This window comes from Subtercola sp. YIM 133946, assembly GCF_036553535.1.
In the GTDB taxonomy this organism is placed as follows: domain Bacteria; phylum Actinomycetota; class Actinomycetes; order Actinomycetales; family Microbacteriaceae; genus Subtercola.
This window is the reverse complement of sequence record NZ_JAZHPE010000049.1, coordinates 66725-92900: the sequence shown is the minus strand read 5'-3', so window position 1 is coordinate 92900 and position 26176 is coordinate 66725. Positions and strand designations below refer to the sequence as shown.

Sequence of the window (26176 nt, the reverse complement as noted above, 5' to 3'; positions counted from 1 at the left end):
GGCCTCAGCCGAAGAGACGCTTGAGCCGCGCCACACCCTCTGCGAGAGCGTCGTCACCGAGCGCATACGACATGCGCACGAAACCGCTCGGCCCGAAGGCCTCGCCGGGAACCACCGCGACGTCGGCCTGCTCGAGAATCAGGTCGGCGAGCTCGAGCGAGGTCGTGGGCGTGACCCCGCCCCACTCGCTTCCCAGCAGCCCGGTCACGTCGGGGTAGACGTAGAACGCGCCCTCGGGCGTGGGGGTGTGGATGCCCGTCACCTCGTTCAGCCCGGCCACGATGCTCTTGCGGCGGCGGTCGAACGCCTGGCGCATCTGCTCCACGGCCTCCTGCGGCCCCGTGAGCGCCGCGAGGGCGGCGCGCTGCGAGACATTCGCCACGTTCGACGAGAGGTGCGACTGCAGGTTCGCGGCGCCCTTGATCGCGTCGGCGGGGCCGACCATCCAGCCCACCCGCCAGCCCGTCATGGCGTAGGTCTTCGCCACACCGTTCACCAGGATCGTGCGGTCGGCCAGCGCCGGAACGGCCTCGACGATCGAGATCGCGCGCACCCCGTCGTAGGTGAGGTTCTGGTAGATCTCGTCGGTGATCACCCAGAGGCCGTTCTCGTCGGCCCACTCGCCGATAGCGCGGGTCTGCTCTGGCGAGTACACGGCGCCGGTCGGGTTCGACGGCGAGACGAACAGCAGCACCTTGGTCTGGGGCGTGCGGGCGGCTTCGAGCTGCTCGACGGTGACGAGGTAGCCCTGGTCGCTGCCCGCGAACACCTCGACCGGCACGCCACCGGCGAGCCGGATGGCCTCGGGGTACGTGGTCCAGTACGGGGTGGGCAGCAGCACCTCGTCGCCCGCGTCGAGCAGCGTGGCGAACGACTCGTAGACGGCCTGCTTGCCGCCGTTCGTGACGATGACCTGGGCCGGCGACACCTCGAGACCCGAGTCGCGCAGCGTCTTCGCCGCAATGGCCTCACGCAGTTCGGGCAGGCCGGCGGCGGGCGTGTAGCGGTGGTTCTTCGGGTCGCGCGCCGCCTCCACCGCCGCCTCGACGATGAAGTCGGGCGTGGCGAAGTCGGGCTCGCCCGCAGCGAAGCTGATGATGGGCCGGCCGGCCGCCTTCAGCGCCTTGGCTTTGGCGTCGACCTTCAGGGTCGCCGACTCGGCGATCGACGAGATGCGGTGCGAGATTCTTGCGCGTTCAGTCACGACCCCAAGTTTAGGCCGCGCCGTCTGGCCGTCACCTGCCAGAAACCGCAGTGTTACGCGATCGCAAGCGCCTCGCGTCAGAGAATCTTCGAGTTCTCGTCGAGCCGGTGCCAGGTGCGGTTGTGGTAGACCAGCGGATGCGCGAGCGAGGCGTCTGCCGCCTCGTCGCCGGCCTTCGGGGCGTGCGTCTCGAGGGCCTGCACGGCGACGACGGTCGAGCCGCCGGCATCCATCTGGTTCACGATGCGACCGCGGATCCACGCGTGTGCTGCGGGAAAGTACGGCTCGCCGGTGGGCAGCCGCGTCCAGATGGAGGTATCGGCGAATCGGTCGATGCCGCTCGTGGCGCCGAGCTTGGCGATGTCGATCTGGTCGGCACCGAGCAGGTGCACCACCACGGTGTCGGCGCGACGGATGGTCGGTGTGCTCGATGACAGCTCCGAGACCGAGAACACCAGCAGCGGGGGCTCGGCGCTCACCGAGAACACCGACGTCGCCGTGAGCGCCACGGGGCCGTCGCCCGCGTCGGCGGTGATCACGGCCACACCGGCGGGATGGTTGCGGAAGGCCGCCTTGAACTCCTCGGGCGTGACGGTCTCAGAGCTCGGGTGCTGCACGACGTGGTGCTCGCTGGTGATGGCGTGCACCACGCCACCCTCGTCGTTCGACCTGCTGAACGGGTTCGATGCCTGCGGATCGCTCACGATTGCTCCTGAAAGTAGACGCGTCACTTGACGAGTGCAACAAGGCTACGTCTGCATCTATTTCGTGCGGATGTCAGCGCGTAACAGTGAGCAACACCTTGCCGATGTGCGCCGACGACTCCATCAGCCGGTGAGCCTCGGCCGCGTCGGCCAGCGGCACCCGCGTGTCGATGATCGGCTGCACGGTGCCTGCCGCAACGAGCGGCCACACATTCTCGCCGACGCTTGCCACGATGGCGGCCTTGGCCTGCGGCGAGCGGGCCCGCAGGCTGGTGCCGTGGATGTTGCCCCGCTTCATCATGAGCACGCCGAAGTTGAGCAGGCCGGGCTCGCCGCTGAGGTTCCCGATGTTCAGAATGTGCCCGTCGAGCGCGAGCGCCCTGATGTTGCGTTCGAGGTAGCCGCCGCCGATCGAGTCGAGAATCACGTGGGCGCCGGGCCCCTCGGCCTTCAGCCGTGCCACGAAGTCGTCGGTCTTGTAGTCGATCAGAATGTCGGCCCCGAGCGCCGCGCAGGCTTCGAGCTTGGCGGCGGAACCCGCCGTCACGGCCACGCGCGCGCCGAGCGCCTTGGCCAGCTGGATGGCCATCGTGCCGATGCCGCTCGACCCGCCGTGCACGAGCAACGTCTCGCCGCGCCGCAGGTCGGCGAGCAGAAAGACGTTCGACCACACCGTGCTGGCCACTTCGAGGAGCCCGGCCGCATCGACGAGGTCGACGTTCTCGGGCACCTTCAGCACCTGGCCGGCCGGCACGCTGACCGCCTCGGCGTAGCCGCCGCCGCTGAGCAGCGCGCAGACGCGGTCGCCGACGGCGAACCCGCTCACTCCGGCGCCGACGGCCGAAATCAGCCCTGACACCTCGAGGCCCGGCCACTCCGGCGCGCCGGGCGGCGGCGGATAGTGCCCCTCGCGCTGGCTCACGTCGGCGCGGTTCACCCCCGCTGCGACGACATCGATCAGAACATCGCCCTCGCCCGCCTCGGCGTCGGGCACCTCGCCGATGCGCAGAACCTCAGGGCCGCCGAAGGAGGTGATCAGAACAGCTTTCATGACTTCACCGTACGCCGCTGGTCACAGCCGTTGCTGGCGGGGCACGACCACCTGTTTGATGATGATCAGCATCGAAGCCGTCACGGGCACGGCGACGAGGGCCCCCAGAATGCCGAGCAGAGTGCCGCCGACGAGCGCGCCGATGACCACGAGGATGCCCGGAACATCCACCGCCCTGCTCATCACCCGTGGGCTGAACACGTACGCCTCGACCTGCATGTAGATCAGGAAGTAGACGCCGATCGCGATGGCCGTGCCGGGCGACACAGTCAGGCCGACCAGCGTCACCAGCACGGCGCTGATGACGGTGCCGATCAGCGGAATCAATGCGAGCAGGAAGGCGACGACGGCCAGCACGCCGGCGAACGGCACGCCGATGAGCGTCATGGCGATGAAGCCGAGAACTCCGTTCGAGGCGGCGAGAATCACCTGGCCGATCACGTACTTGCCGACAGAGGCGACGATCTGTTCGGTGATCGACATCACGCCCGCCCGCTTCGACGCGGGAACGAGCAGGTACAGCGCGCTCTTCGAGGCGTCGAGCGAGCCCAGGAAGAAGAGCGAGAGAATCACGATGGTGATTCCGCCGAAGATGCCGCCGACGACGTCACCGCCCACCTTCAGCAGCCCGCCGCCGAGGGAGGCCAGGTTCGCCGGGTCGCTGAGGAAGTTCTGCAGGGCGGCGGATGCCCCCGAGAGGTTCAGCGTGTTGCCCATGGACGCGTTGAGCGAGACGAACCAGGGCTGGGCGGCGAGGCTCGAGATGGAGGCCGGCAGCCCGGTGATCAGCGCGGCGCCCTCTTTGACGACGACAGGAACGACGAGGAACAGCACGCCGATGATCACCACGATGAACAGCACGAAGACGATCGTGATGGCGAGCATCCGTCGAAGTCCGCGCCGTTCGAGAAGACGCACGATGGGGTCGAGACCCAGCGCGATGAACACGGCGGCCGCGAGGTAGACGAGAATAGTGGCGATCGATGACAGCGCGAGACCCAGCAGAATGGCAGCCAGCCCGCCCAGCGTTGCGACGAAGCCGATTCTGAAGGCGTTGGTTTTCATACGGGCCTCCGTCGGCTGCGCTGGTCTTTGCGGTCGTCTGCGATGTGACTTACACTAGGTTGAGGTAGTTGAAATCTGCCATGCTTTTTTGTGCCCATTTTCGATGGGTGTCTCCCTCAGCCTGCTGTTGGTCTGAGTGTAGTGAAGCGTGACGATTTCACCTCTTAGGGTGGTGGCTCAATTGGTAGAGCAGCGGTCTCCAAAACCGCAGGTTGCAGGTTCGAGTCCTGTCCGCCCTGCAAATCGAGGAGTGCGCTTGCCCTCTTCGATCGCTTGTGAAAGGTACTGACGGTGGCACGAAAGATAGTCGACGAACCCAGCGAGGCTGTCGTCGAACGCGCCAAGAGCGACAGGGATGCCCGGCGCAACCCGTTCGCCCGAATCGTGCTGTTCATCAGGCAAGTCGTCACAGAACTCAAGAAGGTCGTCACCCCGACGCGAAAAGAGCTGATCAGCTACACGCTGGTCGTGCTGGTCTTCGTGGTCATCATGATGGCGCTCGTCGGCGGTCTCGACTGGCTCTTCAGCTGGGCGGCCGTGATCGTGTTCGGTGATCCGGGAACCAGCCCCATCGGTTCCTAGTTCCGGCACCGGAACCCCCCAAATCAGAAATGGAACGTATTCAGTGGCTAAGTCAAACCATGACGACCTCGACCTCGGGGCTGCGCAAGAGCAGTCGAGCGAGGTAGAAGAGGCGCAAGAGGGCGACAACATCGAGATCGAGTCTCCGACCGACCTCGATGCGCTGTTGCGCGCCATCGACGGTGGTTCGGGTGACGAGCACTTCATCGACGAGAACTCAGATGGCATCGAGACCGAGGTCGATGACCTCGAAGCAGACAACGAGGTGAACGAGGCCCTCGCGTCTGGCGATGCTCTCGACACCGAGGCGGCTCTCGAGGCGATCGAAGACGAAGAAGAGATCGACGGCGCCGAGACAGATGCCGAAGACGACGACTTCATCTCTGATTCCGTCGTGTCGGCTGACGACGCCGGCGAGGTCGAGCTCGAAGCCGAACTGGCCGAGGCCGCAGAAGTCGACCCCGCAGATGTCGATCCGTACGAGGCGTTCCGTGCCGAGCTGCGTTTCATGCCGGGCAAGTGGTACGTCATCCACTCGTACGCCGGCTTCGAGAAGCGCGTGAAGCAGAACATCGAGAGCCGCAAGAGCTCCATGGGCATGGAGGACTACGTCTACCAGGTCGAGGTTCCGATGGAAGACGTGGTCGAGATCAAGAACGGTCAGCGCAAGCTGGTCACCCGCGTGCGCATCCCCGGCTACGTGCTCGTTCGCATGGACCTGAACGAAGACAGCTGGTCGGTGGTCCGCCACACGCCCGGTGTCACCGGCTTCGTCGGCAACTCGCACAACCCCACCCCGCTGCGGTTCGAAGAGGCCTTCAACATGCTGAAGAGCCTGGTCGAGATCGTCGAGGCCCCCGTGGCCAAGTCGGCCGGCGGCAAGGGCGGCAAGGCCGTGTCGCGGTCGATCCCGGCCGAGATCGACTTCGAGATCGGCGAGACCATCACCATCAAAGAGGGCTCGTTCGCGGGCCTGCCCGGCTCCATCAGCGAGATCAAGCCCGAGAGCGGCAAGCTCACGGTTCTCGTCTCGCTGTTCGAGCGCGAGACCCCGGTCGAGCTGTCGTTCGACCAGGTCACCAAGCTGTAGCAACAGCTTCCACAATCCACCGATACCGGGATCTGCCCGGCTTCGGGAGCGCCGTTCATCCGGGCGGCACGAAAGAGAAGAGAAGAAATGGCACCGAAAAAGAAGGTCACGGGTCTGATCAAGCTTCAGATCAAGGCCGGCGCCGCCAACCCCGCACCGCCCATCGGGCCGGCGCTGGGCCAGCACGGCGTGAACATCATGGAGTTCTGCAAGGCGTACAACGCGGCGACTGAAGACCAGCGCGGCAACGTCATTCCGGTCGAGATCACCGTGTACGAAGACCGTTCGTTCACGTTCATCCTGAAGACCCCGCCTGCCGCTGAGCTCATCAAGAAGGCGGCCGGCGTCGCCAAGGGCTCGGGTACTCCGCACACCGTCAAGGTCGCGAAGCTCACCAAAGACCAGGTTCGCGAGATCGCCCAGATCAAGCTCACCGACCTGAACGCGAACGACCTCGAGGCCGCCTCGAAGATCATCGCTGGCACCGCCCGCTCCATGGGCATCACGGTCGAGGCGTAGGAGGCTCTCATGGCACACAAATCAAAGGCTTACCGGGCTGCCGCTTCGAAGATCGAAGAGGGCAAGCTCTACTCCGCCGCCGAGGCGGTCGTTCTTGCGAAAGAGACCGGCTCGGCCAACTTCGACAGCACCGTTGAGGTCGCCCTCAAGCTCGGCGTCGACCCCCGCAAGGCAGACCAGATGGTTCGCGGCACCGTGATCCTTCCGCACGGCACCGGCAAGACCGCCCGCGTCATCGTCTTCGCAACCGGCCCCGCGGCCGAGGCGGCCATCGCCGCCGGCGCCGACGAGGTCGGTGGCGACGAGCTGATCGAGAAGGTGGCCGCCGGCTACACCTCGTTCGACTCGGCCGTCTCGACCCCCGAGCTCATGGGCAAGGTCGGTCGTCTCGGTAAGGTGCTGGGCCCGCGTGGCCTCATGCCCAACCCGAAGACCGGCACCGTCACCCCCGATGTGGCGAGGGCTGTCACCGAGATCAAGGGCGGCAAGATCGAGTTCCGCGTCGACAAGCACTCGAACGTGCACTTCGTCGCCGGCAAGGCGAGCTTCTCGCCCGACCAGCTGCGTGAGAACGTCGCCGCAGCGCTCGACGAGATCGTTCGCCAGAAGCCGTCCTCCTCGAAGGGCCGCTACATCACCAAGGGCACCGTTTCGACGACCTTCGGTCCGGGCATCCCGGTCGATGTGAACGCACTCGCGTAGTCGCAGCACAGAATGAGTGAAGGGGGTCCGCTTCGGCGGGCCCCCTTCTTCGTGCCCGCCGCGTACGCCGTAGGGTGGGGGAGTGACTGTTGACTACCGCCGGGCCGACCGGGGCGACGCCGCCCGGCTCGCCCTCCTCGCCGCCGCGACCTTTCCCCTGGCGTGCCCCGACGACGCTCCCATCGCCGACGTGACCGACTTCATCGCCGCGCAGCTGACCGAAGACCGCTTCGCCGACTACCTCGCCGACGCGGGCCGGCTGCTGTTCGTCGCCGAGCAGGATGGCCTGCCGATCGGCTACACCATGGTCATCCTGGGCGAACCGAACGACCCCGATGTGGCGTCGGCTGTCACCGTGCGCCCGACGGCCGAGCTCAGCAAGATGTATGTCTTTCCCGGCCACCATGGCAGCGGCGTCTCGGCGCACCTGATGGAGCTCTCGGTGCAGGCTGCCGCCGACGCCGGGGCGGGCGGAGTCTGGCTCGGCGTGAACGACGAGAACCGGCGGGCGAACCGGTTCTACGAGAAGAACGGCTTCGCCATCGTCGGCGCCAAGTCGTTCACGCTCGGCTCCCGCACCGAGTCGGACTTCGTGCGCGAGCGCCTGCTGCGCTGACCCGCAAACACGCACCATGCATCGCAAGAATCGCCTTCCGCCGGGGGCACGGTGCGGATCGTGTGATGCGGGTGAGGCCAGACGGGCGGGCGGGCGGGGCGGGTCAGATCTGGTCGGCGAGGTTGATGACGAGCTTGCCGCGGGTGTGGCCCGTCTCCAACGCGCTGTGGGCGGCAACGATGTCGCCCAGTTCGAAGACCTCGTCGATGTGAACGATGACGTCGCCCGAGTTGATCAGGCGCGTGATGATCGTGAGTGTCGCCGCGTCGGGCGACACGCGATAGGTCGTGGCACGCACTCCCACCGCATGGGCGTCGTCGATGAGGGTGGGCCAGCTGCCGGTGGGCGCGTTCACCAGCAGGCCGCCGGGCCGGAGGGTCTGCAGCGAGCGGGTGCCGGTGTCGTCGTGCACGTTACCGATGAGGTCGATGACCACATCGACGTTCGACACCTCGTCTTCGAACTGCTTCGACTGGTAGTCGATGACCTCGGCAGCGCCGAGCTCGCGCAGCCAGCTCGAGTTGCGGGCCGAGGTCGTGGCGATGACGTAGGCACCGAAGTACGACGCGAACTGCACGGCGAAATGGCCCACCCCGCCGGCCGCCGCGTGGATGAGGATGCGCTGGCCCTCGTGCGCCTTGGCGACCTCTACGACCATTCCCCAGGCGGTGAGCGCCGCCAGCGGCACACCGGCCGCCTCGATGAGCGAGAGCCGCCCGGGCTTCTTGCACAGCTGCAGAGTGGGCGCCGAGACGTATTCGGCGTACGACCCCTGGCCGCGCGGCGTGCTGAGCATGCCGTAGACCTCATCGCCCGGTTTCAGCGGGTGGCCCTCGTAGGGTGTCTCGACGACGACCCCGCTGAAATCCTGGCCCAGGATGAACGGAAAGCCGGTGATTGCGGCGGCGACCCCGCGCCCCGCCCGGGTCTTGGCGTCGATCGGGTTGAGCCCGGCACCGGCGACCTTCACCAGCACCTCGGCGTTGATGCGAATCGGCAGCGCGACGTCGGTGACGTGCAGAACTTCGGGCGATCCGGTGCTCTCGATCACGGCGGCCCGCATCGTGGTCGGGCGCTCTTCGGCCTCAGCGAACTCTGCTTTCGGATTCGACAAGTGGCTCACTCCGGTCGTTCGCTGCGTCATCGGTAGCCTTTCTGTGGTGCGGTCAACTCCGCTGGTGACCGCGAGGTATCGACTGTGCGTTCTAGCCCTTCGCGGGGCCCCCGTGAACCAGTAAAGCCCCCCATTGATACAAAGATGTTACGAGCGCATCACCTTGGTGCTAACAAAGCGACACATTCGCTCACTTTGTGTCGGCCGCGCGAGCACCCAGGAAGGTGCGTTCAGGCGGGCCGGTGCAGCGCCGGCCGTCAGCGCCGGTCGTAGACGCGCTTGAGCTTGCCGCCCGAGCGCTCGAGCGAGTCGGGGGCGGCGAGTTCGACGGTGACGGTCGAGCCGATGCGGGTCTTGATGTCGCGCACGAGGGCGGCCGCGGCGCGTTCGCCCTCGGCGGCCGGGAGCCCGGCGATGGGTTCGATGCGCACGGTCATGCAGTCCATGCGACCCTCTTTGGTGAGCTCGAGCACGAAGTGCGGCGAGAGCCCGTCGATCGTGAGTGCGATCTCCTCGATCTGCGTGGGAAAGAGGTTCACGCCGCGCAGGATGATCATGTCGTCGTTGCGCCCGGTGATCTTCATGATGCGGCGCATGTTCGGCCGCCCCGTTCCGGGCAGCAGTGTCGAGATGTCGTGGGTGCGGTACCGGATGATCGGCAGCGCCTCTTTCGTCAGAGTGGTGAACACGAGCTCGCCCTGCTGGCCATCCGGAACAGCGTGGCCGAGGGCATCGACGATCTCGGGGCGAAACTGGTCTTCCCAGATGTGCGGGCCGTCTTTGCTCTCGATGCACTCGCTGCCCACCCCCGGGCCCATGACTTCGCTGAGGCCGTAGATGTCGAGCGCGTCGATGCCGAAGCTGTCTTCGATGGTGGCGCGCATCTCGTTGGTCCACGGTTCGGCGCCGAGCACGCCGACCTTCACGGAGCTGTCGCGGGGGTCGATGCCGCTGTCGCGCAGCGCGTCGATGATGGTGAGCAGGTAGGTGGGGGTGCACATGATGGCGTCGGGCTCGAAGTCGCGGATCAGCTGCACCTGCTTCAGCGTGTTGCCTCCCGACATGGGAACCACCGTGCAGCCGAGCCGTTCGATGCCGGCGTGTGCGCCGAGGCCGCCGGTGAAGAGCCCGTAGCCGTAGGCGTTGTGCACCATCTGGCCGGGGCGGATGCCCGCCGCCCGCAGAGATCGGGCGACCAGGTCGGCCCAGCGGTCGAGGTCGCCCTGCGTGTAGCCGACCACGGTGGGCAGCCCGGTGGTGCCCGAGGACGCGTGGATGCGCGCGACCTGCGAACGCGGCACGGCGAACATGCCGAACGGGTAGGTCTCGCGCAGGTCGTCTTTTGTGGTGAACGGCAGCTTGTCGAGGTCGGAGAGCTCGCGGATGTCGTCGGGGTGCACACCGACCGCGTCGAACTTGCGGGTGTACAGCGGCACGTTCTCGTAGGCGCGGCGCACGGTCTGCTGCAACCGGGTGAGCTGCAATGCCTCGAGCTCGTCGCGCGACATGCGCTCTTCGGGGTCGAGCTCGTCGGCCGCCGGGGCGTGCGCGCGAATCTTGTGCGAGACCAGTGACATGGGGCCCTCCGTCGGGTCGAATGCGAAGCGGGTTGAGAAGAGAGGTGGCTGCGGTGGAGGTACCGTCAGCGGGTGGGAACGGGCAGGTTCGTCGTGCGGCTGCGGCCGCGGAACTCGGCGACCACCGCCCCGGTCTCGTCGGTGACCTGAACGTCGTACAGCCCGCTGCGGCCGCTGAGTGATCGGCGGACTGCGGTGGCGGTGAGCACTTGGCCCAGCCGCGCAGGGCGCAGGAACGTCACATCGGCGCCGGCGGCGAGCGTGACCGACTCGGTCTCGTTGCAGGCGATGGCGAACGCGGTGTCGGCGACCGAGAAGATCATGCCGCCGTGCACGACGTCGAAGCCGTTGAGCATGTCTTCGCGAACCGCCATCGAGACGACGGCATGCCCGGGGGCAGAGGCGATCACGTGGATACCGAGCTGGGCTGAGGCGCGGTCGCGGGCGATCATGGAATCGGCCCCAGCGGCGCTCGTGCCGGTCGAAATGGTCACGCGGGTTCCTCTCCGTCGAGAACGTTGTCTGCACACCATACCGCACTGACTGAACGTACGGTAAGCACATCGCACCCGCAGTGGTCGAGCCGCAGGTTCGCGGCACGCGTCGTGCCGACCGCCTGCGCAGATGAGAGTTGACCGCGGGGAGCGGTTCGTGACATTGTTTACAGAACGAACGGTCAGTAAGTGGGTGATGGAGCCATGACAGAAGCTTTTGCGATTGGCGGGGTGCGCACCCCGATCGGCCGGTACGGCGGGTCGCTGGCGAGCGTTCGCCCCGACGATCTGGCCGCCCTGGTGATCAGAGAGCTGGTGGCTCGCACCGGGATCGACCCCGACGCGATCGACGACGTCATCTTCGGCGCCGCGAACCAGGCGGGTGAAGACAACCGCAACGTGGCGCGGATGGCGGCACTGCTCGCCGGGCTGCCGGTGAGCGTACCCGGCATCACGGTGAACCGCCTCTGTGCATCCGGTCTGTCGGCCGTTCAGCTGGCGGCCGCGATGGTCAAGTCGGGTGAGGCCGACGTGGTGATCGCAGGCGGTGTCGAATCGATGACCCGAGCGCCCTGGGTGCAGGCGAAGCCCGAGAAGGCGTGGGGCAAGCCGGGGGTGGCGTACGACACGTCGATCGGCTGGCGATTTCCGAACCCCGAGTTCGTCACACGCGACAAGTTCACGTACAGCATGCCCGAGACGGGCGAAGAGGTGGGCGTGCAGGAGGGCATCACGCGCGAAGACGCCGACGCCTTCGCCCTGCGCTCGCACCAGCGCGCCCTGGCCGCGGCGGCGGCCGGGCGGTTCGACGACGAGATCGTCGCCGTGCCCACCCGCGGCGGCCTCGTCACGGCCGACGAGGGCCCGCGGGCCGACACGTCGATGCAGATTCTGGCCGGCCTGCGCCCGGTAGTGAAGGGCGGCTCGCTCGTGACGGCGGGCAACGCGTCGCCGCTGAACGATGGTGCCGCCGCGATTCTGGTGGCGAGCGAGGCCGCGGTCGAGCGGTACGGGCTGGCGCCGCGGGCGCGCATCATCGGTGGGGCATCCGCCGGGGTGTCGCCCGAAGTGATGGGGCTCGGGCCTGTTCCCGCCGTGCAGAAGCTGCTGGCGCGCACGGGGCTGTCGCTCGAACGCATCGGGGCCATCGAGCTGAACGAGGCATTCGCGACGCAGGCGCTCGCCGTGGTGCGGCAGCTCGGCCTCGACGAGTCGATCGTGAACGCCGACGGCGGGGCGATCGCGCTGGGGCATCCGCTCGGGGCGTCGGGCACGCGCATCCTCGTCACGCTGCTCGGGCGCATGCAGCGCGAGGGCGCGTCGACGGGGCTCGCGACGATGTGCGTCGGTGTCGGCCAAGGGGCCGCGCTGGCGGTCGAGGCGGTGTGAGACGGATGCCCGTGACCTCGCCGCGCCCATCGGCCCGCCTGTGCGCCATGCACCGGGGCGGTGTGGAACGTGGCTGAACCGACGGGCGTTCCCCACCTGACCGGCGCGACCGGCCTGCCCGCGTTCACCACCGTTCGCGTCGTCGACGACCGCCCGGATCGCCTGCACATCGCCCTCGACCGCCCCGACGTGCGCAACGCCATTGACCAGACCATGGTCACCGAACTGCACGCCGTGTGTGCCCTGCTCGAGCGGTCGCCGCGCATCCTGATCGTGTCGGGCGGCGACGGCGTGTTCGCCTCGGGCGCCGACATCGCGCAGCTGCGCGACCGACGCCGAGACGACGCGCTGGCCGGCATCAACTCGCGCCTCATGGTGCGCATCGCAGCCCTACCGCTGCCTGTGATCGCGGCCATCGACGGCTGGGCGCTCGGCGGCGGGGCCGAGCTGGCCTACGCGGCCGACTTCCGCCTCGCCTCGACGCGGGCGAAGATCGGCAACCCCGAGACGAGCCTCGGCATCGTGGCGGCGGCCGGGGCGACCTGGCGGCTCGTCGAGCTGGTGGGCGAACCGCTGGCGAAGGACATTTTGCTCGCCGGGCGGGTGCTCGATGCATCCGAAGCCCTCGCGGTTCGGCTCGTGTCATCGGTGCACGAACCCGCCGAGCTGCCGGCGGCGGCGGATGCCCTGGCCGACCGCATCGCGAAACAAGACCCGCTGGCGCTGCGCTTCACGAAGAGCATGATGCACGCACCCCGGTCGGCGCACCCCGCCATCGACGAGCAGGCGCAGGCCGTGCTGTTCGAGAGCGATGCGAAGTTCGAGCGCATGACCGCCTTTCTCGAGAGGAAGAAGCGATGACCACCATCGACGCGACCGCCGCACCCGCCACTCCGACCGCCCCGCCGGTACCCGCCGTCGTGGGCGTGCTCGGCGGCGGCCGCATGGGTGTCGGCATCGCCCACGCGTTCCTGCTCGCGGGCAGCCGGGCGATCATCCTGGAGCGTGACGACGACAGTGCCGCTCACGCACAGGCGGCCCTCGAGACCGCCGTCGGCCGCAGCCTCGCGCGCAACACCACCACCGAGACAGAGCACGCGCTGCGTGAACGCATCACGGTGACGACCGGCGTCGCCGCCTTCGCCGACGCGGGCCTGGTCGTCGAAGCGGTGCCCGAAGACGCGGCGCTCAAGACTGCCATGCTGCAGCGGGCCGAAGGAGTGCTCGCCTCTGACGCCTGGCTCACCTCGAACACCTCGTCGCTCTCGATCGATGACCTCGCCGCCTCCCTCTCACGCCCCGAACGGTTCTGCGGCCTGCACTTCTTCAACCCCGTTCCGGCCTCGACGCTCGTCGAGGTCGTGCGCGGCGAGGCCAGTCTGCCGGCCCTCATCGAGGCAGCGCAGGGCTGGGTTGCGGCGATAGGAAAAACGCCCATCACCGTGCGTAACTCCCCCGGTTTCGCCAGCTCCCGCCTGGGTGTCGCGATCGGTATCGAGGCGATCCGGATGCTCGAAGAGGGCGTCGCCAGCGCCGCAGACATCGACGCGGCAATGGTGCTGGGCTACAAGCACCCCGTCGGCCCACTTCGGCTCACCGACCTCGTCGGCCTCGACGTGAGACTCGGCATCGCCGACTACCTCGCCTCGACGCTCGGCGAACGCTTCGCCGCCCCCGAGCTGCTGCGGCAGAAGGTGGCCGAGGGCAAGCTCGGCCGCAAGAGCGGCGAGGGGTTCTTCGTGTGGAACGAGGAGGAGTCAGCGTGAGCGACAGTTCTTCGCGAGCCGCCGACGATGCGGCTGCGGCACACACGCCGTGGGTCATCGAACTCGGCGACCTCGACCGCACGATGGGCGTCGTCGTACTCGAGCAGTCGGCCGAGCGGGTGGTGGCGACCATGCCCGTGAGCGGCAACACGCAGTCGTTCGGGCTGCTGCACGGTGGGGCATCCGTCGCCTTCGGTGAAGCGCTCGGCTCGTGGGCCGCCGTCATCCACGCCTCGACCCTCGGCAAGACCGCGGTGGGGCTCGACATCAACGCGACCCACCACAAGGGTGCCCGAAGCGGCGTCGTCACCGGCGTCGCGACTGCACTCTCGCTCGGGCGCACCATGACCTCGCACGAGGTCGTCATCAGCAACGAGCAGGGCGAGCGGCTCTGCACGGTGCGCATCACGAACCTGATCATCGCCACGACCTGACCCCGCACGCTCGCCGCTCGCCGCTCGCCACCAGCGCGCTGCCGTTCGACCGTTCGAAAGGACACCCCATGACCACCATCGAGACCCCCTCCCGCCAAGGCGCCGGCGACGCCGCGCAGGTGCAGCTGCTGCCGAGCTTCGTGCGCGGCGCCTGGTGGAGCCCCGAGCCGTCGGCACGGGCATCCGCCTCACCGGTGCGCGACGCCTCGACGGGAGAGCTCGTGTCGCTGGTGTCGAGCGAGGGGCTCGACGTGCAGGCCGCCGTCGACTACGCCCGAACCGTGGGGCAGAAGAGTCTCGGCGCATTGACGTTCCATCAGCGGGCTCTCATTCTGAAGGCCCTCGGTGCGTACCTGACCGAGCACAAGGCCGAGCTGTACGAGGTGAGCAGCTCGACCGGCGCGACGAGACGCGACTCGCTCGTCGACATCGACGGCGGCATCGGGGTGCTCTTCACCTACGGGTCGAAGGGCCGGCGCGAGCTGCCGAACTCCACCATCATCGTCGACGGCGCGCCGGAGAACCTGGCCCGAGACAACACCTTCGGCGGCCAGCACGTCTACACCCGGGTGCCGGGCGTGGCCTTCCAGGTGAACGCCTTCAACTTTGCGGTGTGGGGCATGCTCGAGAAGTTCGCGCCCGCGTTTCTGGCAGGAGTTCCGAGCATCGCCAAGCCGGCGACACCCACCGCCTACCTCACGCAAGTCTGCGTGCGGCTGATGCATAACTCGGGCCTGCTGCCCGAGGGCTCGCTGCAGCTCATCTCGGGATCGGTTCGCGGCTTTCTCGACCACCTCGACCTGCGCGACCGGGTCGGCTTCACGGGGTCGGCCTCGACCGCCCGCTCACTCTTCGAGCACGCCAACGTCATCTCGGGCGGGGTGGGGCTCACCGCCGAGACCGACTCGCTGAACGCCGCCATCCTGGGGCCGGATGCCGCACCGGGCACCCCCGAATTCGATGCGTTCGTGGCGTCGGTGGTCACCGAGATCACCTCGAAGGCGGGGCAGAAGTGCACGTGCATCCGTCGGGTGATCGTGCCGCAGCCGCAGGTCGACGCGGTGATCGAGGCGATCGGAGCGCGCATCACGGCCCGCACCGTCATCGGCGACCCGCGCGCCGAGGGTGTGACGATGGGGCCGCTGGCGAGCCTGGAGCAGCGCGACGAGGTCATCCGTTCGATCGACTCGCTCGTGGCGGGCGGCGGGCGCATCGCCTTCGCAGGCTCCGCCTCACCCAGCACGTCGGCCACCCCGTCAGGTGGGCCCGACGTGCGACCGGGCGACGCGACGGGCCGCAGTTCGGGCCCACACGATGGCGTTGCCGGAGGCGGCGGGCTCGACTGGCGGGCGCCCGAGGTGGTGCGAGCCGACGGCAGCGTGGGTGCGGCAGAGCAGGGCGCGTACCTCGCGCCGGTCGTGCTGCGGTTCGACGACCCCGAGGCGCCGGCCGTGCACAGCATCGAGGCGTTCGGGCCGGTGTGCTCGGTGATCGGCTACACCGACGTCGACGACGCCGTGCGCCTGGCGAACCTCGGCGGCGGCTCGCTCGTCGCCACCATCGCCAGTGCCGATCCGGCCGCCGTGGCGACCCTCTTCGGCGGTATCGCGGCGTTCCACGGGCGCGTACTCGTGCTCGACCGCGAGGATGCCCGAACGAGCACCGGTCACGGCTCACCGGTTCCGCACCTCGTGCACGGCGGCCCCGGGCGCGCCGGAGGCGGCGAAGAGCTCGGCGGAATCCGCGCGGTCAAGCACTTCATGCAGCGCACGGCGGTTCAGGGCACTCCCACTGTGCTCACGGCTCTCACGGGCGAGTGGCGCGCGGGTGCTCCGACCACGGCGGCGCCGGGCGTGCCGGCTGTCGGCAGCACGGCGGGCAGCGCGAGGGGCGACTCCGGTGCGCCGACGGCCTCCGAGCATCCGTTCAGAAAGGCGCTGTCGCGCTTGAAGCTCGGTGATGCAGTCGAATCGGATGCCCGCGAGATCACGCTCGACGACATCACGCACTTCGCCGAGTTCACCGGCGACACGTTCTACGCCCACACGAACGAGGAGGCCGCGGCGGCGAATCCGTTCTTCCCGGGAAGGGTCGCGCACGGCTACCTGCTGCTCTCGTGGGCGGCCGGGCTGTTCGTCGACCCGGAGCCTGGCCCGGTTCTCGCCAACTACGGCCTCGAGAACCTGCGGTTCGTCACCCCGGTCTCACCCGGCGACAGCGTGCACGTCACGCTGACCGCCAAGCAGATCACGCCGCGCGAGAACGAGGAGTACGGCGAGGTGCGCTGGGACGCGGTGCTGCGCAACCAGCGCGACGAACCCGTCGCCACCTACGAGGTGCTCACCCTCGTCTCGAAGCAGTAGCGCCGTCGATCACGCGGCGGCGCGTTCGTCGAGCGGGCGGCGGCGCAGCGAAGGGGTCAGCACGGCCGGTGTCTTGTACGCCATGTCGAGCGGACTGACATCGGTGCCCGGCGGCACAATCGCGTCGATCTCGGCCAGAACGTCGTCGCCGAGCACGACCTCGGCGCCCGCGAGCACGTCGTCGAGCTGTTGCATGGTGCGCGGCCCCATGATGGCCGAGGTCACGCCGGGGTGCGCGATGGCGAAGGCCATCGCCAGGTGCGTCAGCGAGAGTCCGGCCTCGGCGGCGAGGGGAACGAGCTGCTCGACCACGTCGAGGCGCCGCTCGTCTGATAGGTAGGTGAAGAAGGCGGCGCGGCGCAGGTCGGTCTGCTGCCCCTTGCGCACACGACCGGTGAGCATCCCGCCCGCCAGCGGGCTGTACACCAGCGTGCCCATGCCGTACCGCTGGGCGACCGGCAGCACCTCGCTCTCGATGCCCCGGTTCAGGATGCTGTACGTCGGCTGCTCGCTTCGAAACCGTTCGAGGCCCCGGCGCTCAGAGACCCACTGCGCCTCGACAATCTCAGAGGCGGGCATCGCCGACGAGCCGATGGCGCGAACCTTGCCGGCGTGCACCAGGTCTGACAGCGCCGACAGCGTCTCCTCGATGTCGGTCGACGGGTCGGGGCGGTGGATCTGGTACAGGTCGATGTAGTCGGTCTGCAGTCGGCGCAGCGAGTTCTCGACCTCGGCGATGATCCAGCGGCGTGAGTTGCCCTGCCGGTTGGGGTCGTCGCCCATCGGCAGATTGAGCTTGGTGGCGAGCACGACGTCGTCACGGCGGCCGGCCAGGGCCTTGCCCACGATCTCCTCCGACTCGCCGTGCGAGTACATGTCGGCGGTGTCGATGAAGTTCACGCCGGCGTCGAGGGCCTTGTGGATGATCGCGATCGAGTCGTCGTGGTCGTCATTGCCGATCGTGCCGAACATCATCGCGCCGAGGGCGTAGGGACTGACCTTGATGCCGGTTCGGCCGAGGGTGCGGTAGTGCATGGAATCTCCTTCTCGCACCCGTCGCGGGTGCCGTATGCTGATCTAAGTGGAACAACGTCCCGCTACCGCCCACGTTATGGGACATTGTTCCACTTAGCAACCCCGAGCCGTTCGGCCGCCGCCGTTCGCGCCCCAGCATGAAGGAGACGCCGTGCCCCGCGTCGACGCACAACGCAACATCGACGCGCTGCTGGCTGCCGCGAAAGAAGAGTTCGCCGCCCAGGGTGTCGACGTGAATGTGCGCGCCATCGCGGCGCGGGCGGGCGTGGGAACCGCCACCCTCTATCGCCACTACCCGCTGCGCTCCGACCTGATCTCGGCCGTCTTCCGCCGCGAGATCGACGAGGTCGCGGCCGCCGCGCCCATGCTGGCCGAGACCCACCCGCCCCTCGAGGCGCTCGAGCTCTGGCTGCAGCGCTACACCGCGTTCGTCGCGACCAAGCAGGGTCTCGCCGCCGCGCTGCACTCGGGCGACCCCGCGTTCAGCGCGCTGCCGGTGTACTTCGAGGGCCAGGTGGGCCCGGCACTGCAGAAGCTGCTCGAGTCCGCCGAGTCGGCGGGCGCGATCCGCGGCGGGGTGGATGCCCTCGACCTGCTCGGCGCCGTCGCCAACCTGAGCATCCCGCCGCCCGGGTCACGCGACCCCGCCCGCGCGTACCGCATGGTCGCGCTGCTGCTCGACGGCATGCGCTTCGGCGCCGGCGCCTGACGCGATGCGGGGTCAGGCGATCGGCCTGTGCAGCCCGTCGAAGGCGACCGAGATGACGTCGTCGGCGAGCCGGCCCGGGGTCAGCGTGCCGCCGGGCTTGTACCACTCGACGATCGAGTTGATCATGCCGAAGAGCAGACGCGTGATGGTTCCCGAGTCGACGTCGGTGCGCAGTGATCCTTCGTCACGGGCCTGGTCGACGAGCCGCGACACCGCATGGTCGAACGCGCGGCGGCGTTCGAGCGCCGACCGCTCGATCTCGGTGTTGCCGCGCAGGCGAAGCAGCAGGGTGACGTAGGGCAGGTCATCCACCAGCACCTGCACCGCGCCGCGCAGAACGAACCGCAGCCGGTCTTCGGCGGGGCCGTCGGTGGCGCCGGGCAGGCTCAGGATGCCCTCGAGAGCCCCGAGCGCGCGCTCGAGCGCCAGGCGCAGCAGGTCTTCTTTGCCGCTGACGTGGTAGTACACGGCCGACTTCGACGTGCCGAGCCGTTCGGCGAGCAGGCCCATCGATGTGGCGTCGTAGCCGTAGTCGTTGAAAGCGGTCACGGCGATGTCGAGCACGGCGGGCAGGTCGTAGGCGGCGCGGCCGTTGCGTCCGTTGCCGCCGGTGGTGCTGCGCACGCCGGCTCCGGCCCCCGCCACCTCTGCGCCTGCTGCTTGTCTCATTTGCACTCGACTCTAGCCGAACTGAGTGCTTGCCCACCGCTCACGGGCATGGTAGTTTTACTGAACGATCGGTAAGTAACGAGGCTCCGACGAGCCTCAGACGAGGAGTCCCTGATGGACGTGTTCGAAGCGCCGGGTGCAGCCCCGCAGGCGACGGCGACGGTGACGGCCAAGACCGAGTCGCCTACCACGCCGGCCACGCCTGCCACCCCTGTCACTCCGGAAGACGAGCAGGGCCTGGCCCGCTTCCTCGAGCTGATCGAGAGCGACAGCCGCGTCGAACCGACCGACTGGATGCCGGAGGCCTACCGCAAGACGCTCGTGCGTCAGATCTCGCAGCACGCGCACTCCGAGATCATCGGCATGCAGCCCGAGGGCAACTGGATCACCCGCGCCCCCAGCCTCAAGCGCAAGTCCATCCTGATGGCCAAGGTGCAAGATGAAGCCGGCCATGGCCTCTATCTCTACTCCGCCGCCCAGACGCTCGGCACCGATCGCGACACCATGTTCGAGCAGCTCATCACCGGCAAGGCGAAATACTCCTCGATCTTCAACTACCTGACGCCCACCTGGGCAGACATGGGTTCGATCGGCTGGCTCGTCGACGGCGCCGCCATCTGCAACCAGGTACCGCTGTGCCGCGCCTCGTACGGCCCGTACGGCCGCGCCATGGTTCGCATCTGCAAAGAAGAGAGCTTCCACCAGCGCCAGGGCTTCGAGATTCTGCTCAGCCTCATGAACGGTACGGATGCCCAGCGGCAGATGGCGCAGGAATCGGTGAACCGCTGGTACGCCCCGGCGCTCATGATGTTCGGCCCGCCCGATGACGAATCGCCCAACTCGAAGCAGAGCATGCACTGGAAGATCAAGCGCTTCAGCAACGACGACCTGCGCCAGCGCTTCGTCGACATGCTCGTGCCGCAGGCCCAGGTGCTCGGCGTGACGCTGCCCGACCCCGACCTGAAGTTCAACGAAGAGACGGGCCACTGGGAGTTCGGCGAGCTCGACTGGTCGGAGTTCTACGAGGTTCTGAAGGGCAACGGCCAGGCCAACTCGGTGCGCGTGGCCAAGCGCCGCGCCGCGCACGAGAACGGCGCATGGGTGCGCGAAGCCGCCCGGGCCTACGCCGACAGGCAGGCGGCGGCGGCCGAAGCCACCGCGCTCGCCGCGAACGAGAGGGTGGCCGCCTGATGCCCAGCCCCGGAGACTCGGGCCCCCGCGAGGAGTGGCCGCTGTGGGAGGTGTTCGTGCGCTCGTCGCGCGGCCTCTCGCACGTGCACGCCGGTTCGCTGCACGCTCCCGACGAGACGATGGCCGTACGCAATGCCCGCGACCTGTACACCCGCCGCAACGAGGGCGTCTCGGTGTGGGTGGTTCGGGCATCCGACATCACCGCCAGCGACCCCGACGCCAGAGGCGCGTTCTTCGAGTCGCCACAGGGCAAAGACTTCAGGCACGCCATCTACTACACGAAGTCTGAAGGGGTGGCGCACCTGTGAGCGTGAAGCAGCGCCAGGTGCCGACCGGCATCGTGACGCCCGAGCTCATCGAGACCGAGATCGAAGGCGGGCTGGCGGCGACAGAGCCGATCGCCCAGTACGCCCTCGGACTCGGCGACGACGCCCTCGTGCTCGCCCAGCGCCTCGGCGAGTGGATCGCCAACGGCCCCGAGCTCGAAGAAGACATCGCGCTCGGCAACATCGGGCTCGACATTCTCGGTCACGCCCGCAGCTTTCTCACGTACGCGGGCTCGGCCTGGGGCATGACCGAAGATGACCTCGCGTACTTCCGCGACGAGCCCGAGTTTCGCTGCCGGCAGCTGTTCGAGCAGCCCATCGGCGACTTCGCGCAGACCATCGCGCGCCAGCTCATCGCCTCGGTGTACTTCGACAGCCTGTACCGGGCGCTGATGCACTCGTCAGATGCGACGTTGGCCGCCATCGCTGCGAAGGCGGCGAAAGAGGTCGACTACCACCTCGACCACAGCACGCAGTGGCTGCTGCGCCTGGGTCTCGGCACCGACGAGTCGGCGCTGCGCATGCAGCGCGGCCTCGACGCGATGTGGCCGTTCGTGGCCGAGCTGTACAGCGCCGAACCCGTCGCCGCGGGCGAGTCGGATGACCGGCAGGATGCTGGGCGTGGTGCTGAGCAGCGCGCGGCCGACCTCGAGGGTGTCGCGGTCGATCCGCGTGCGCTTCGGGCTCACTTCGACGACACCGTGCCGGCCCTCATCGAGCAGGCCGGCCTCGTCGTGCCGAAGACCGGTTCGGTTCGCGGCGGCGGCCGGCTGGGCATCCACTCAGAGGCCTTCGGCCCGCTGCTCGCCGAGATGCAGGTGCTGGCCCGCCAGCACCCGGGTGCGTCATGGTAGCGGCGTCGCCGGCGACGACCTTCGCGCCCAGTGCGACCGTGGATGCCTCCGTTGAGACCGCCGCGGTGCACGCCACCGGCCGCGACTTTGCCGGGGCCACCGCACTGCTCGAACGCGAGGCGCGCCCCGTTCCGGGCGGCGAGTTCGAGCGCACCCTCTGGGACATCGCGGCGACCGTCGTCGACCCCGAAGTGCCCGTGCTCACTATCGAAGACCTCGGCGTGCTGCGCGCCGTGCGCGTCGCGGGCGAGCGCATCTCCGTCGACATCACTCCGACGTACTCCGGATGCCCGGCCATCGACGCCATGCGCGACGACATCGTCTCGGCGCTCGCCGCGAACGGCCACCCGGGCGCGACCGTCAACGTCGTGCTCTCGCCGGCCTGGACGACCGATTGGATGAGCGAGGCCGGCCGCGGCAAGCTGCAGGAGTACGGCATCGCCGCCCCCGCGCCGCGCGGCTCGGGCGTCGGTGGCGCGGCGGGTGGGCGCGTGAGCCTGGGGCTCGGCATCCAGTGCCCGCACTGCGGTTCGATGCACACCCGCGTTCTCTCCCGCTTCGGCTCCACCTCGTGCAAGGCACTCTACGTGTGCCAGCGATGCCAAGAGCCGTTCGACTACTTCAAGGATCACTGAGCATGAGCGCTACCACCCAGGCGACGGGCGCCGTCGACGGCGAACTCGACAACGACGCCGCGTTCGCGGTGGCCGAGACCGGCAAGGCGGCCGACGAGGGGGCCGAGACCGGGGCCGACGCCGTCACCGACGCCGAGACCGGCACCGACGCCGACATCGACGCCGACCCGGGAGCCCCTCGCCGCCGCGCCCGATTTCACGCGCTGAGCGTCTCGGGTGTGCGGCACCTCACCGACGACTCCATCGAGGTCACGTTCGAGGTGCCGGCGGCGCTCGCCGACGCCTACGACTACGCCCCCGGCCAGTACATCGCCATTCGAACATCCGTCGCCGGTGAAGACGTGCGCCGCAGCTACTCGATCTGCCAGGCGCCGGTGCTGGGCGAGCTGAAGGTCGCGATCAAGCGCGACCTCGGCGGCCTCTTCTCGACCTGGGCCGTCGACAACCTCGCGCCCGGCATGAAGCTCGAGGTGATGAGCCCCGAGGGACGCTTCACCTCGCAGACGAATGCCGCCGCCCTCAGCACCGCCACCCACTTCGTCGGCATCGCCGCCGGCTCGGGCATCACGCCCATGATGGCTCTCATCGAGAGCACCCTGCGCGCCAGCCCCGCCAACCGTTTCTCGCTGGTGTACTCGAATCGCACGGCGATGGACACCATGTTCGTCGACGAGCTCGCCGACCTGAAAGACCGCTACCCGGCGCGGCTCGCGCTGTACCATGTGCTCACCCGCGAGCGCCGCAGCTCAGAGCTGCTCTCGGGCCGGCTCGACGCCGAGAAGTTCCGCGAGATCCTCGGGTCGCTCATCCGGCCCAGCGACATCGACGAGTGGTTCATCTGTGGGCCCTTCGACCTGGTGCAGCTGTGTCGCGACACCCTGGTCGACCTCGGGGTCGACGTGGCGGCCATCCGCTATGAACTCTTCACCACGGGGCGCCCCGATCGCCCCGCAGGCCAGTCGGGCCGCCCGGTCGGGCCCACCGCGGGCGAGGCGGTGCACACCATCAGCTTCACCCTCGACGGCACCACGGCCACCGTCACGAGCCCGGTGCACAGCAACGAGAGCATCCTGAACGCCGCGCTGCGCGTGCGCGGCGACGTGCCGTTCGCCTGCGCCGGGGGAGTGTGCGGCACCTGTCGCGCCGTCGTCACCTCGGGCACGGTCGACATGGTCGAGAACTACGCTCTGGAGCCCGAAGAACTCGAGCGCGGCTATGTGCTGACCTGCCAGGCCATTCCGACGAGCGAGGCCGTGTCAGTCAACTATGACGCGTAGTACGCCGCTGGTCGAGTAGCGACGCGCAGCGCCGCGTATCGAAACCCGCCCCGCCCCCCCGCTGGTTGAGTAGCGACGCGCAGCGCCGCGTATCGAAACCCGCCCCGCCCGCCCACGCCCGGTTTCGATACGCGCCTGTGGCGCTACTCAACCAGCGACAAGGAACAAGGAGAACACTATGACCGTCTCGCTCACCATCGAGGGCGGCGTCGCCGAGATCGCCCTCGACGACCCCGCCAAGCTCAACGCTCTCGATGCGACGGCCATCGCCGAGCTGTCGCAGGCGCTGACGGATGCCCGCGCTGCCGGCGTGCGCGCCCTGCTGCTGCGCGGCGAGGGCCGCGCCTTCTGCGCCGGACGCGACATCTCGAACGTCGACCCCACCACCGACGACGCCCGCGGCTACCTCGACGACGTGGTCACCCCCCTGCTGCGGCAGATCGCCGACTTCCCGGCCCCCACCTTCGCGGCCGCCCACGGCGCCTGCCTCGGCGTCGGACTCGGCCTGCTCGTCGCCACCGACGTCGTCTACGTGGCCGACACCGCCAAGATCGGCTCGCCCTTCGCGAACCTCGGCGCCACCCTCGACTCGGGCGGCCACGCCCTCTTCTTCGAGCGCCTCGGCGCCCACCGCACCCTCGACCTCATCTACACCGCCGAGCTGATGAGCGGCGCCGACGCCGTGGCCGCGGGACTGTTCAGCCGTGTCGTAGCGGCGGATGACCTGCTGGCTTTCACGCGCGAGAAGGTCGCCCACGTGGCATCCGGGGCAACCGAGGCGTTTCTCGCGAGCAAGGCGCTCATCGCGCGCCTCCGCGACGAGCGAATCGGACTCTGGACCTCGCTCGCCGAGGAGAACAAGGCGCAGGGCGACCTCTGCCTCACCGACGACTATCGCGAGGGCTTCGCGGCGTTCCAGCAGAAGCGCCCTCCTGTCTTCCACGGCTCCTCTGCTGTCTGATCGCTTGTGTAATCCACGGGAACCCGTGCTCGAATTTGTGGATCTAACGATTCTCTTCGTCTACTGTCGATCGTAGGCTCGCTTTGCCGGTGACCTCTGTTGCGAGGCTGGCCGACGCCCTGCCCCGCGGGCAGTTCTTCCCGACTCAATGACGAGAGGCAGCCATGTCACCCAGCGAGACCGTTCAGCCTGTGCATCCGAATGTCGCCTTCGTCGTCGAGGCGCACGAACGGCTCGAATCGGGCGACCTGGCGAGCATCAACGAGATGTTCGCGGCCGACATCGTGTGGCACGAATTCGGGTCATCGCCTCTGGCCGGAAGCTACCGCGGTCGCGACGCGGTCATGGCGTTCTGGAAGGTCTACTTCACGGCGGCGGGAGTCGGGTTCACGCAGACCATCGACTCCATCATGGCCAACGACGAATTCGTGTCGAGCATCGTGCAGCTGCACGGCAGCAAGGGGCAGATCGTTTTCGCCCAGTCGGCCATTGACGTGATGCGCATGCAGAACGGCCGGATCGCAGAGTTCTGGCGCTATTACGCCGACCTTGAAGCCGCCGAGCATTTCTTGTCGCTGTGACCAGTTCAGGAGCCGTGGGTACTGCCGGCGCGGGTCAGGCCCCCGGAGCCATCGGCGTGAGCGCCGACCGGCGCCAGACGCTCTGCCAGAGCGCCCAGTCGACCGTGCGGGCCTCCGTCGACGTGATCACGGCCACCCTGCGCGAGCAGCTGCCCTCCTACTCGCGGCTGTCTCTCGACGAACAGCGCCGAACCGTGCGCGAAACCACAGACCTGTTCTTCGAACGGCTGGCGCAGGGCGTCGGTCCGACCGCATCCGACCTCTCATTCGCGAGACGGGCCGCGCGCCGACGGGCGATGGAGGGCGTGTCAGCCTACGACGTGCTGGCCACCTTCAACATCGTGAGCGGTATGGTGTGGAAGACGCTGCGTGAGCTGGGCGAGCCGACGCCGGAGGTGCTGCTCGACCTCGTCGCGCCGCTGAACCGCTGGACCAGGCAGATGAGCGAAGCCGTCATCTCTGCCTTCGCCGATGAGCCGCTCAACCGGCAGGCTCATGACAGTGTCGCACGAGAGAATCTCTTCGAACGGCTGGGCCAACACGGCGCCGGAGCCGATCTTCGTGCCCTTTCGCACGAGCTGGCGTTCGACCCCGATGGGCCGTTTCGCGGGTTCTGTGCGCCTCGGTCGTTCTGGTCGACCGAGGCGCTGGCCATCCTGCATCGATCGGCGAGGCAGCTGCCGGGCATCCTGCACTTCGGGTATCGCGGAGATCGGCTCGTCGGTCTCACCCAGCACACGGCCGAACAGGAGGTCGTCGACCTGCTGCGCGAGACGGCGGGCGACAGGTGCCCGTTCGGCGTCGGGCTCGAGCGCGAGGGACTGGTCGGAGCGGAACTCAGCCTCGGTGACGCCGAGCGAGCCCTGCACCTCGGCGCGGCGCGTGGCCTGGCGGTACAACGATTCGCCGACGTCTGGCTCGACTCGACCGTGTCTGACGCGGCCGATCGCCTGAGCCCGCTCTTCGCGAAGGCACGCCAGACGGCGGAGACGTCGCCAGATCTCGCCGAGACAGTGCGCGTCTTCGCCGACAGCGGGTTCTCGCTGGCTGCAGCCGCTCAGGTGCTCGGGGTGCATCCGAATTCCGTCGGCTATCGGCTCGACCGCTGGCGAGAGCTGACCGGTCTCGACCCACGCGGCTACCGCGGTCTCACCCAGTCGATGGTCGCGCTCGGCGTGGCGCCCTCCGTCGCCCCTTCTCACTCCTCCTCGGCCTCATTCTCGTCCTCATCCTCCGCACGGACGATCGCGGAGTCAGCATCGTGAGAC

The 26176-nt window shown here is 68.4% G+C and carries 28 protein-coding genes and 1 tRNA gene; 20 read left to right on the top strand and 9 right to left on the bottom strand.

The features are described 5' to 3' along the window. Positions 1-4 precede the first annotated feature (4 nt). From V3W46_RS16835 to V3W46_RS16820, 4 genes are all read right to left on the bottom strand, one after another. A complete protein-coding gene (locus V3W46_RS16835) occupies positions 5-1204 on the bottom strand; it encodes a pyridoxal phosphate-dependent aminotransferase (RefSeq protein ID WP_331784290.1) in 1200 nt (399 codons plus the stop codon). A gap of 77 nt (positions 1205-1281) precedes the next feature. Continuing rightward, complete coding sequence (locus tag V3W46_RS16830) at positions 1282-1854, bottom strand: flavin reductase family protein (RefSeq protein WP_443070001.1); 573 nt, start codon at positions 1852-1854, stop codon at positions 1282-1284. Positions 1855-1981: 127 nt separating this feature from the next. Continuing rightward, entirely contained in the window at positions 1982-2959 is a 978-nt protein-coding gene (locus tag V3W46_RS16825) for an NAD(P)H-quinone oxidoreductase (RefSeq protein ID WP_331784289.1), read from the bottom strand. Between the two features lie 21 nt (positions 2960-2980). Then, entirely contained in the window at positions 2981-4024 is a 1044-nt protein-coding gene (locus tag V3W46_RS16820; RefSeq protein ID WP_331784288.1) for an AI-2E family transporter, read from the bottom strand. Positions 4025-4190: 166 nt separating this feature from the next. On the opposite strand from V3W46_RS16820, the gene V3W46_RS16815 reads away from it, so the two are divergent. The 6 genes from V3W46_RS16815 to V3W46_RS16790 all read left to right on the top strand — a co-directional run bounded on the left by V3W46_RS16815 (position 4191) and on the right by V3W46_RS16790 (position 7533). Further along, a tRNA-Trp gene (locus tag V3W46_RS16815) sits at positions 4191-4263 on the top strand. Positions 4264-4315: 52 nt separating this feature from the next. Continuing rightward, positions 4316-4606, top strand: a complete 291-nt coding sequence (gene secE, locus V3W46_RS16810; protein ID WP_331784287.1) for a preprotein translocase subunit SecE — start codon at positions 4316-4318, stop codon at positions 4604-4606. A gap of 43 nt (positions 4607-4649) precedes the next feature. Beyond that, positions 4650-5696, top strand: coding sequence for a transcription termination/antitermination protein NusG (gene nusG, locus V3W46_RS16805; RefSeq protein ID WP_331784286.1), 1047 nt, complete (start codon positions 4650-4652; stop codon positions 5694-5696). 87 nt (positions 5697-5783) lie between these two features. Then, positions 5784-6215, top strand: a complete 432-nt coding sequence (rplK, locus tag V3W46_RS16800; RefSeq protein ID WP_331784285.1) for a 50S ribosomal protein L11 — start codon at positions 5784-5786, stop codon at positions 6213-6215. A 9-nt stretch (positions 6216-6224) separates the two neighbouring features. Continuing rightward, entirely contained in the window at positions 6225-6917 is a 693-nt protein-coding gene (rplA, locus tag V3W46_RS16795) for a 50S ribosomal protein L1 (RefSeq protein WP_331784284.1), read from the top strand. Positions 6918-6999: 82 nt separating this feature from the next. Further along, entirely contained in the window at positions 7000-7533 is a 534-nt protein-coding gene (locus tag V3W46_RS16790) for a GNAT family N-acetyltransferase (protein WP_331784283.1), read from the top strand. Between the two features lie 103 nt (positions 7534-7636). Here the strand turns inward: V3W46_RS16790 and V3W46_RS16785 are convergent, their stop codons facing one another. The 3 genes from V3W46_RS16785 to paaI all read right to left on the bottom strand — a co-directional run bounded on the left by V3W46_RS16785 (position 7637) and on the right by paaI (position 10718). Further along, a complete protein-coding gene (locus tag V3W46_RS16785) occupies positions 7637-8677 on the bottom strand; it encodes an NADP-dependent oxidoreductase (RefSeq protein WP_443069999.1) in 1041 nt (346 codons plus the stop codon). A gap of 227 nt (positions 8678-8904) precedes the next feature. Then, complete coding sequence (paaK, locus tag V3W46_RS16780; protein ID WP_331784282.1) at positions 8905-10224, bottom strand: phenylacetate--CoA ligase PaaK; 1320 nt, start codon at positions 10222-10224, stop codon at positions 8905-8907. A gap of 65 nt (positions 10225-10289) precedes the next feature. Continuing rightward, positions 10290-10718 (bottom strand): hydroxyphenylacetyl-CoA thioesterase PaaI, encoded by a 429-nt coding sequence (gene paaI, locus V3W46_RS16775; protein ID WP_331784281.1) that lies wholly within the window; start codon positions 10716-10718, stop codon positions 10290-10292. A 204-nt stretch (positions 10719-10922) separates the two neighbouring features. On the opposite strand from paaI, the gene V3W46_RS16770 reads away from it, so the two are divergent. From V3W46_RS16770 to V3W46_RS16750, 5 genes are all read left to right on the top strand, one after another. After that, complete coding sequence (locus V3W46_RS16770) at positions 10923-12107, top strand: acetyl-CoA C-acyltransferase (RefSeq protein WP_331784280.1); 1185 nt, start codon at positions 10923-10925, stop codon at positions 12105-12107. Positions 12108-12221: 114 nt separating this feature from the next. Further along, positions 12222-12968, top strand: coding sequence for an enoyl-CoA hydratase/isomerase family protein (locus tag V3W46_RS16765; protein WP_443070000.1), 747 nt, complete (start codon positions 12222-12224; stop codon positions 12966-12968). Then, positions 12965-13873, top strand: coding sequence for a 3-hydroxyacyl-CoA dehydrogenase family protein (locus V3W46_RS16760; protein WP_331784278.1), 909 nt, complete (start codon positions 12965-12967; stop codon positions 13871-13873). The genes V3W46_RS16765 and V3W46_RS16760 overlap by 4 nt, the downstream gene beginning before the upstream one ends. Before the next feature lie 83 nt (positions 13874-13956). Next, complete coding sequence (locus tag V3W46_RS16755) at positions 13957-14307, top strand: hotdog fold thioesterase (protein ID WP_331784321.1); 351 nt, start codon at positions 13957-13959, stop codon at positions 14305-14307. 68 nt (positions 14308-14375) lie between these two features. Then, positions 14376-16670 (top strand): aldehyde dehydrogenase family protein, encoded by a 2295-nt coding sequence (locus tag V3W46_RS16750; protein WP_331784277.1) that lies wholly within the window; start codon positions 14376-14378, stop codon positions 16668-16670. 9 nt (positions 16671-16679) lie between these two features. On the opposite strand, the gene V3W46_RS16745 is transcribed toward V3W46_RS16750, so the two are convergent. Further along, positions 16680-17705 carry an aldo/keto reductase gene (locus V3W46_RS16745; RefSeq protein WP_331784276.1) on the bottom strand — a complete coding sequence of 342 codons (1026 nt, stop codon included), beginning with the start codon at positions 17703-17705 and terminating at the stop codon, positions 16680-16682. Between the two features lie 151 nt (positions 17706-17856). On the opposite strand from V3W46_RS16745, the gene V3W46_RS16740 reads away from it, so the two are divergent. Continuing rightward, the gene (locus V3W46_RS16740) at positions 17857-18414 is read left to right on the top strand and encodes a TetR/AcrR family transcriptional regulator (protein WP_331784275.1); all 558 of its coding nucleotides are present in this window, start codon (positions 17857-17859) and stop codon (positions 18412-18414) included. Between the two features lie 12 nt (positions 18415-18426). Here the strand turns inward: V3W46_RS16740 and V3W46_RS16735 are convergent, their stop codons facing one another. Next, a complete protein-coding gene (locus V3W46_RS16735; RefSeq protein WP_331784274.1) occupies positions 18427-19083 on the bottom strand; it encodes a TetR/AcrR family transcriptional regulator in 657 nt (218 codons plus the stop codon). A gap of 114 nt (positions 19084-19197) precedes the next feature. On the opposite strand from V3W46_RS16735, the gene paaA reads away from it, so the two are divergent. From paaA to V3W46_RS16695, 8 genes are all read left to right on the top strand, one after another. Then, the gene (paaA, locus tag V3W46_RS16730) at positions 19198-20274 is read left to right on the top strand and encodes a 1,2-phenylacetyl-CoA epoxidase subunit PaaA (RefSeq protein ID WP_331784273.1); all 1077 of its coding nucleotides are present in this window, start codon (positions 19198-19200) and stop codon (positions 20272-20274) included. Next, positions 20274-20582, top strand: a complete 309-nt coding sequence (paaB, locus tag V3W46_RS16725) for a 1,2-phenylacetyl-CoA epoxidase subunit PaaB (protein WP_331784272.1) — start codon at positions 20274-20276, stop codon at positions 20580-20582. The genes paaA and paaB overlap by 1 nt, the downstream gene beginning before the upstream one ends. Then, complete coding sequence (paaC, locus tag V3W46_RS16720) at positions 20579-21454, top strand: 1,2-phenylacetyl-CoA epoxidase subunit PaaC (RefSeq protein WP_331784271.1); 876 nt, start codon at positions 20579-20581, stop codon at positions 21452-21454. The genes paaB and paaC overlap by 4 nt, the downstream gene beginning before the upstream one ends. A 104-nt stretch (positions 21455-21558) precedes the next feature. After that, complete coding sequence (gene paaD / locus V3W46_RS16715; protein WP_331784320.1) at positions 21559-22089, top strand: 1,2-phenylacetyl-CoA epoxidase subunit PaaD; 531 nt, start codon at positions 21559-21561, stop codon at positions 22087-22089. 2 nt (positions 22090-22091) lie between these two features. After that, the gene (gene paaE, locus V3W46_RS16710) at positions 22092-23366 is read left to right on the top strand and encodes a 1,2-phenylacetyl-CoA epoxidase subunit PaaE (RefSeq protein ID WP_331784270.1); all 1275 of its coding nucleotides are present in this window, start codon (positions 22092-22094) and stop codon (positions 23364-23366) included. A 178-nt stretch (positions 23367-23544) separates the two neighbouring features. Next, positions 23545-24327, top strand: coding sequence for an enoyl-CoA hydratase/isomerase family protein (locus V3W46_RS16705; RefSeq protein WP_331784269.1), 783 nt, complete (start codon positions 23545-23547; stop codon positions 24325-24327). 164 nt (positions 24328-24491) lie between these two features. Continuing rightward, positions 24492-24908: a nuclear transport factor 2 family protein gene (locus tag V3W46_RS16700; protein ID WP_331784268.1), complete on the top strand. Its 417-nt coding sequence runs from the start codon at positions 24492-24494 to the stop codon at positions 24906-24908. After that, on the top strand, positions 24905-26173 hold the full coding sequence (locus V3W46_RS16695; RefSeq protein ID WP_331784267.1) for a PucR family transcriptional regulator: 1269 nt from the start codon (positions 24905-24907) through the stop codon (positions 26171-26173). The genes V3W46_RS16700 and V3W46_RS16695 overlap by 4 nt, the downstream gene beginning before the upstream one ends. Positions 26174-26176: the final 3 nt, after the last annotated feature.

Coding starts and splice junctions, on each gene's coding strand:
- V3W46_RS16825 (WP_331784289.1), bottom strand. CDS start 2,959: ATGAAAGCTGTTCTGATCACCTCCTTCGGCGGCCCTGAGGTTCTGCGC.
- V3W46_RS16820 (WP_331784288.1), bottom strand. CDS start 4,024: ATGAAAACCAACGCCTTCAGAATCGGCTTCGTCGCAACGCTGGGCGGG.
- rplK (WP_331784285.1), top strand. CDS start 5,784: ATGGCACCGAAAAAGAAGGTCACGGGTCTGATCAAGCTTCAGATCAAG.
- rplA (WP_331784284.1), top strand. CDS start 6,225: ATGGCACACAAATCAAAGGCTTACCGGGCTGCCGCTTCGAAGATCGAA.
- V3W46_RS16785 (WP_443069999.1), bottom strand. CDS start 8,677: ATGACGCAGCGAACGACCGGAGTGAGCCACTTGTCGAATCCGAAAGCA.
- paaK (WP_331784282.1), bottom strand. CDS start 10,224: ATGTCACTGGTCTCGCACAAGATTCGCGCGCACGCCCCGGCGGCCGAC.
- V3W46_RS16770 (WP_331784280.1), top strand. CDS start 10,923: ATGACAGAAGCTTTTGCGATTGGCGGGGTGCGCACCCCGATCGGCCGG.
- V3W46_RS16760 (WP_331784278.1), top strand. CDS start 12,965: ATGACCACCATCGACGCGACCGCCGCACCCGCCACTCCGACCGCCCCG.
- V3W46_RS16755 (WP_331784321.1), top strand. CDS start 13,957: ATGGGCGTCGTCGTACTCGAGCAGTCGGCCGAGCGGGTGGTGGCGACC.
- V3W46_RS16750 (WP_331784277.1), top strand. CDS start 14,376: ATGACCACCATCGAGACCCCCTCCCGCCAAGGCGCCGGCGACGCCGCG.
- V3W46_RS16745 (WP_331784276.1), bottom strand. CDS start 17,705: ATGCACTACCGCACCCTCGGCCGAACCGGCATCAAGGTCAGTCCCTAC.
- V3W46_RS16735 (WP_331784274.1), bottom strand. CDS start 19,083: ATGAGACAAGCAGCAGGCGCAGAGGTGGCGGGGGCCGGAGCCGGCGTG.
- paaA (WP_331784273.1), top strand. CDS start 19,198: ATGGACGTGTTCGAAGCGCCGGGTGCAGCCCCGCAGGCGACGGCGACG.
- paaB (WP_331784272.1), top strand. CDS start 20,274: ATGCCCAGCCCCGGAGACTCGGGCCCCCGCGAGGAGTGGCCGCTGTGG.
- paaE (WP_331784270.1), top strand. CDS start 22,092: ATGAGCGCTACCACCCAGGCGACGGGCGCCGTCGACGGCGAACTCGAC.
- V3W46_RS16705 (WP_331784269.1), top strand. CDS start 23,545: ATGACCGTCTCGCTCACCATCGAGGGCGGCGTCGCCGAGATCGCCCTC.
- V3W46_RS16700 (WP_331784268.1), top strand. CDS start 24,492: ATGTCACCCAGCGAGACCGTTCAGCCTGTGCATCCGAATGTCGCCTTC.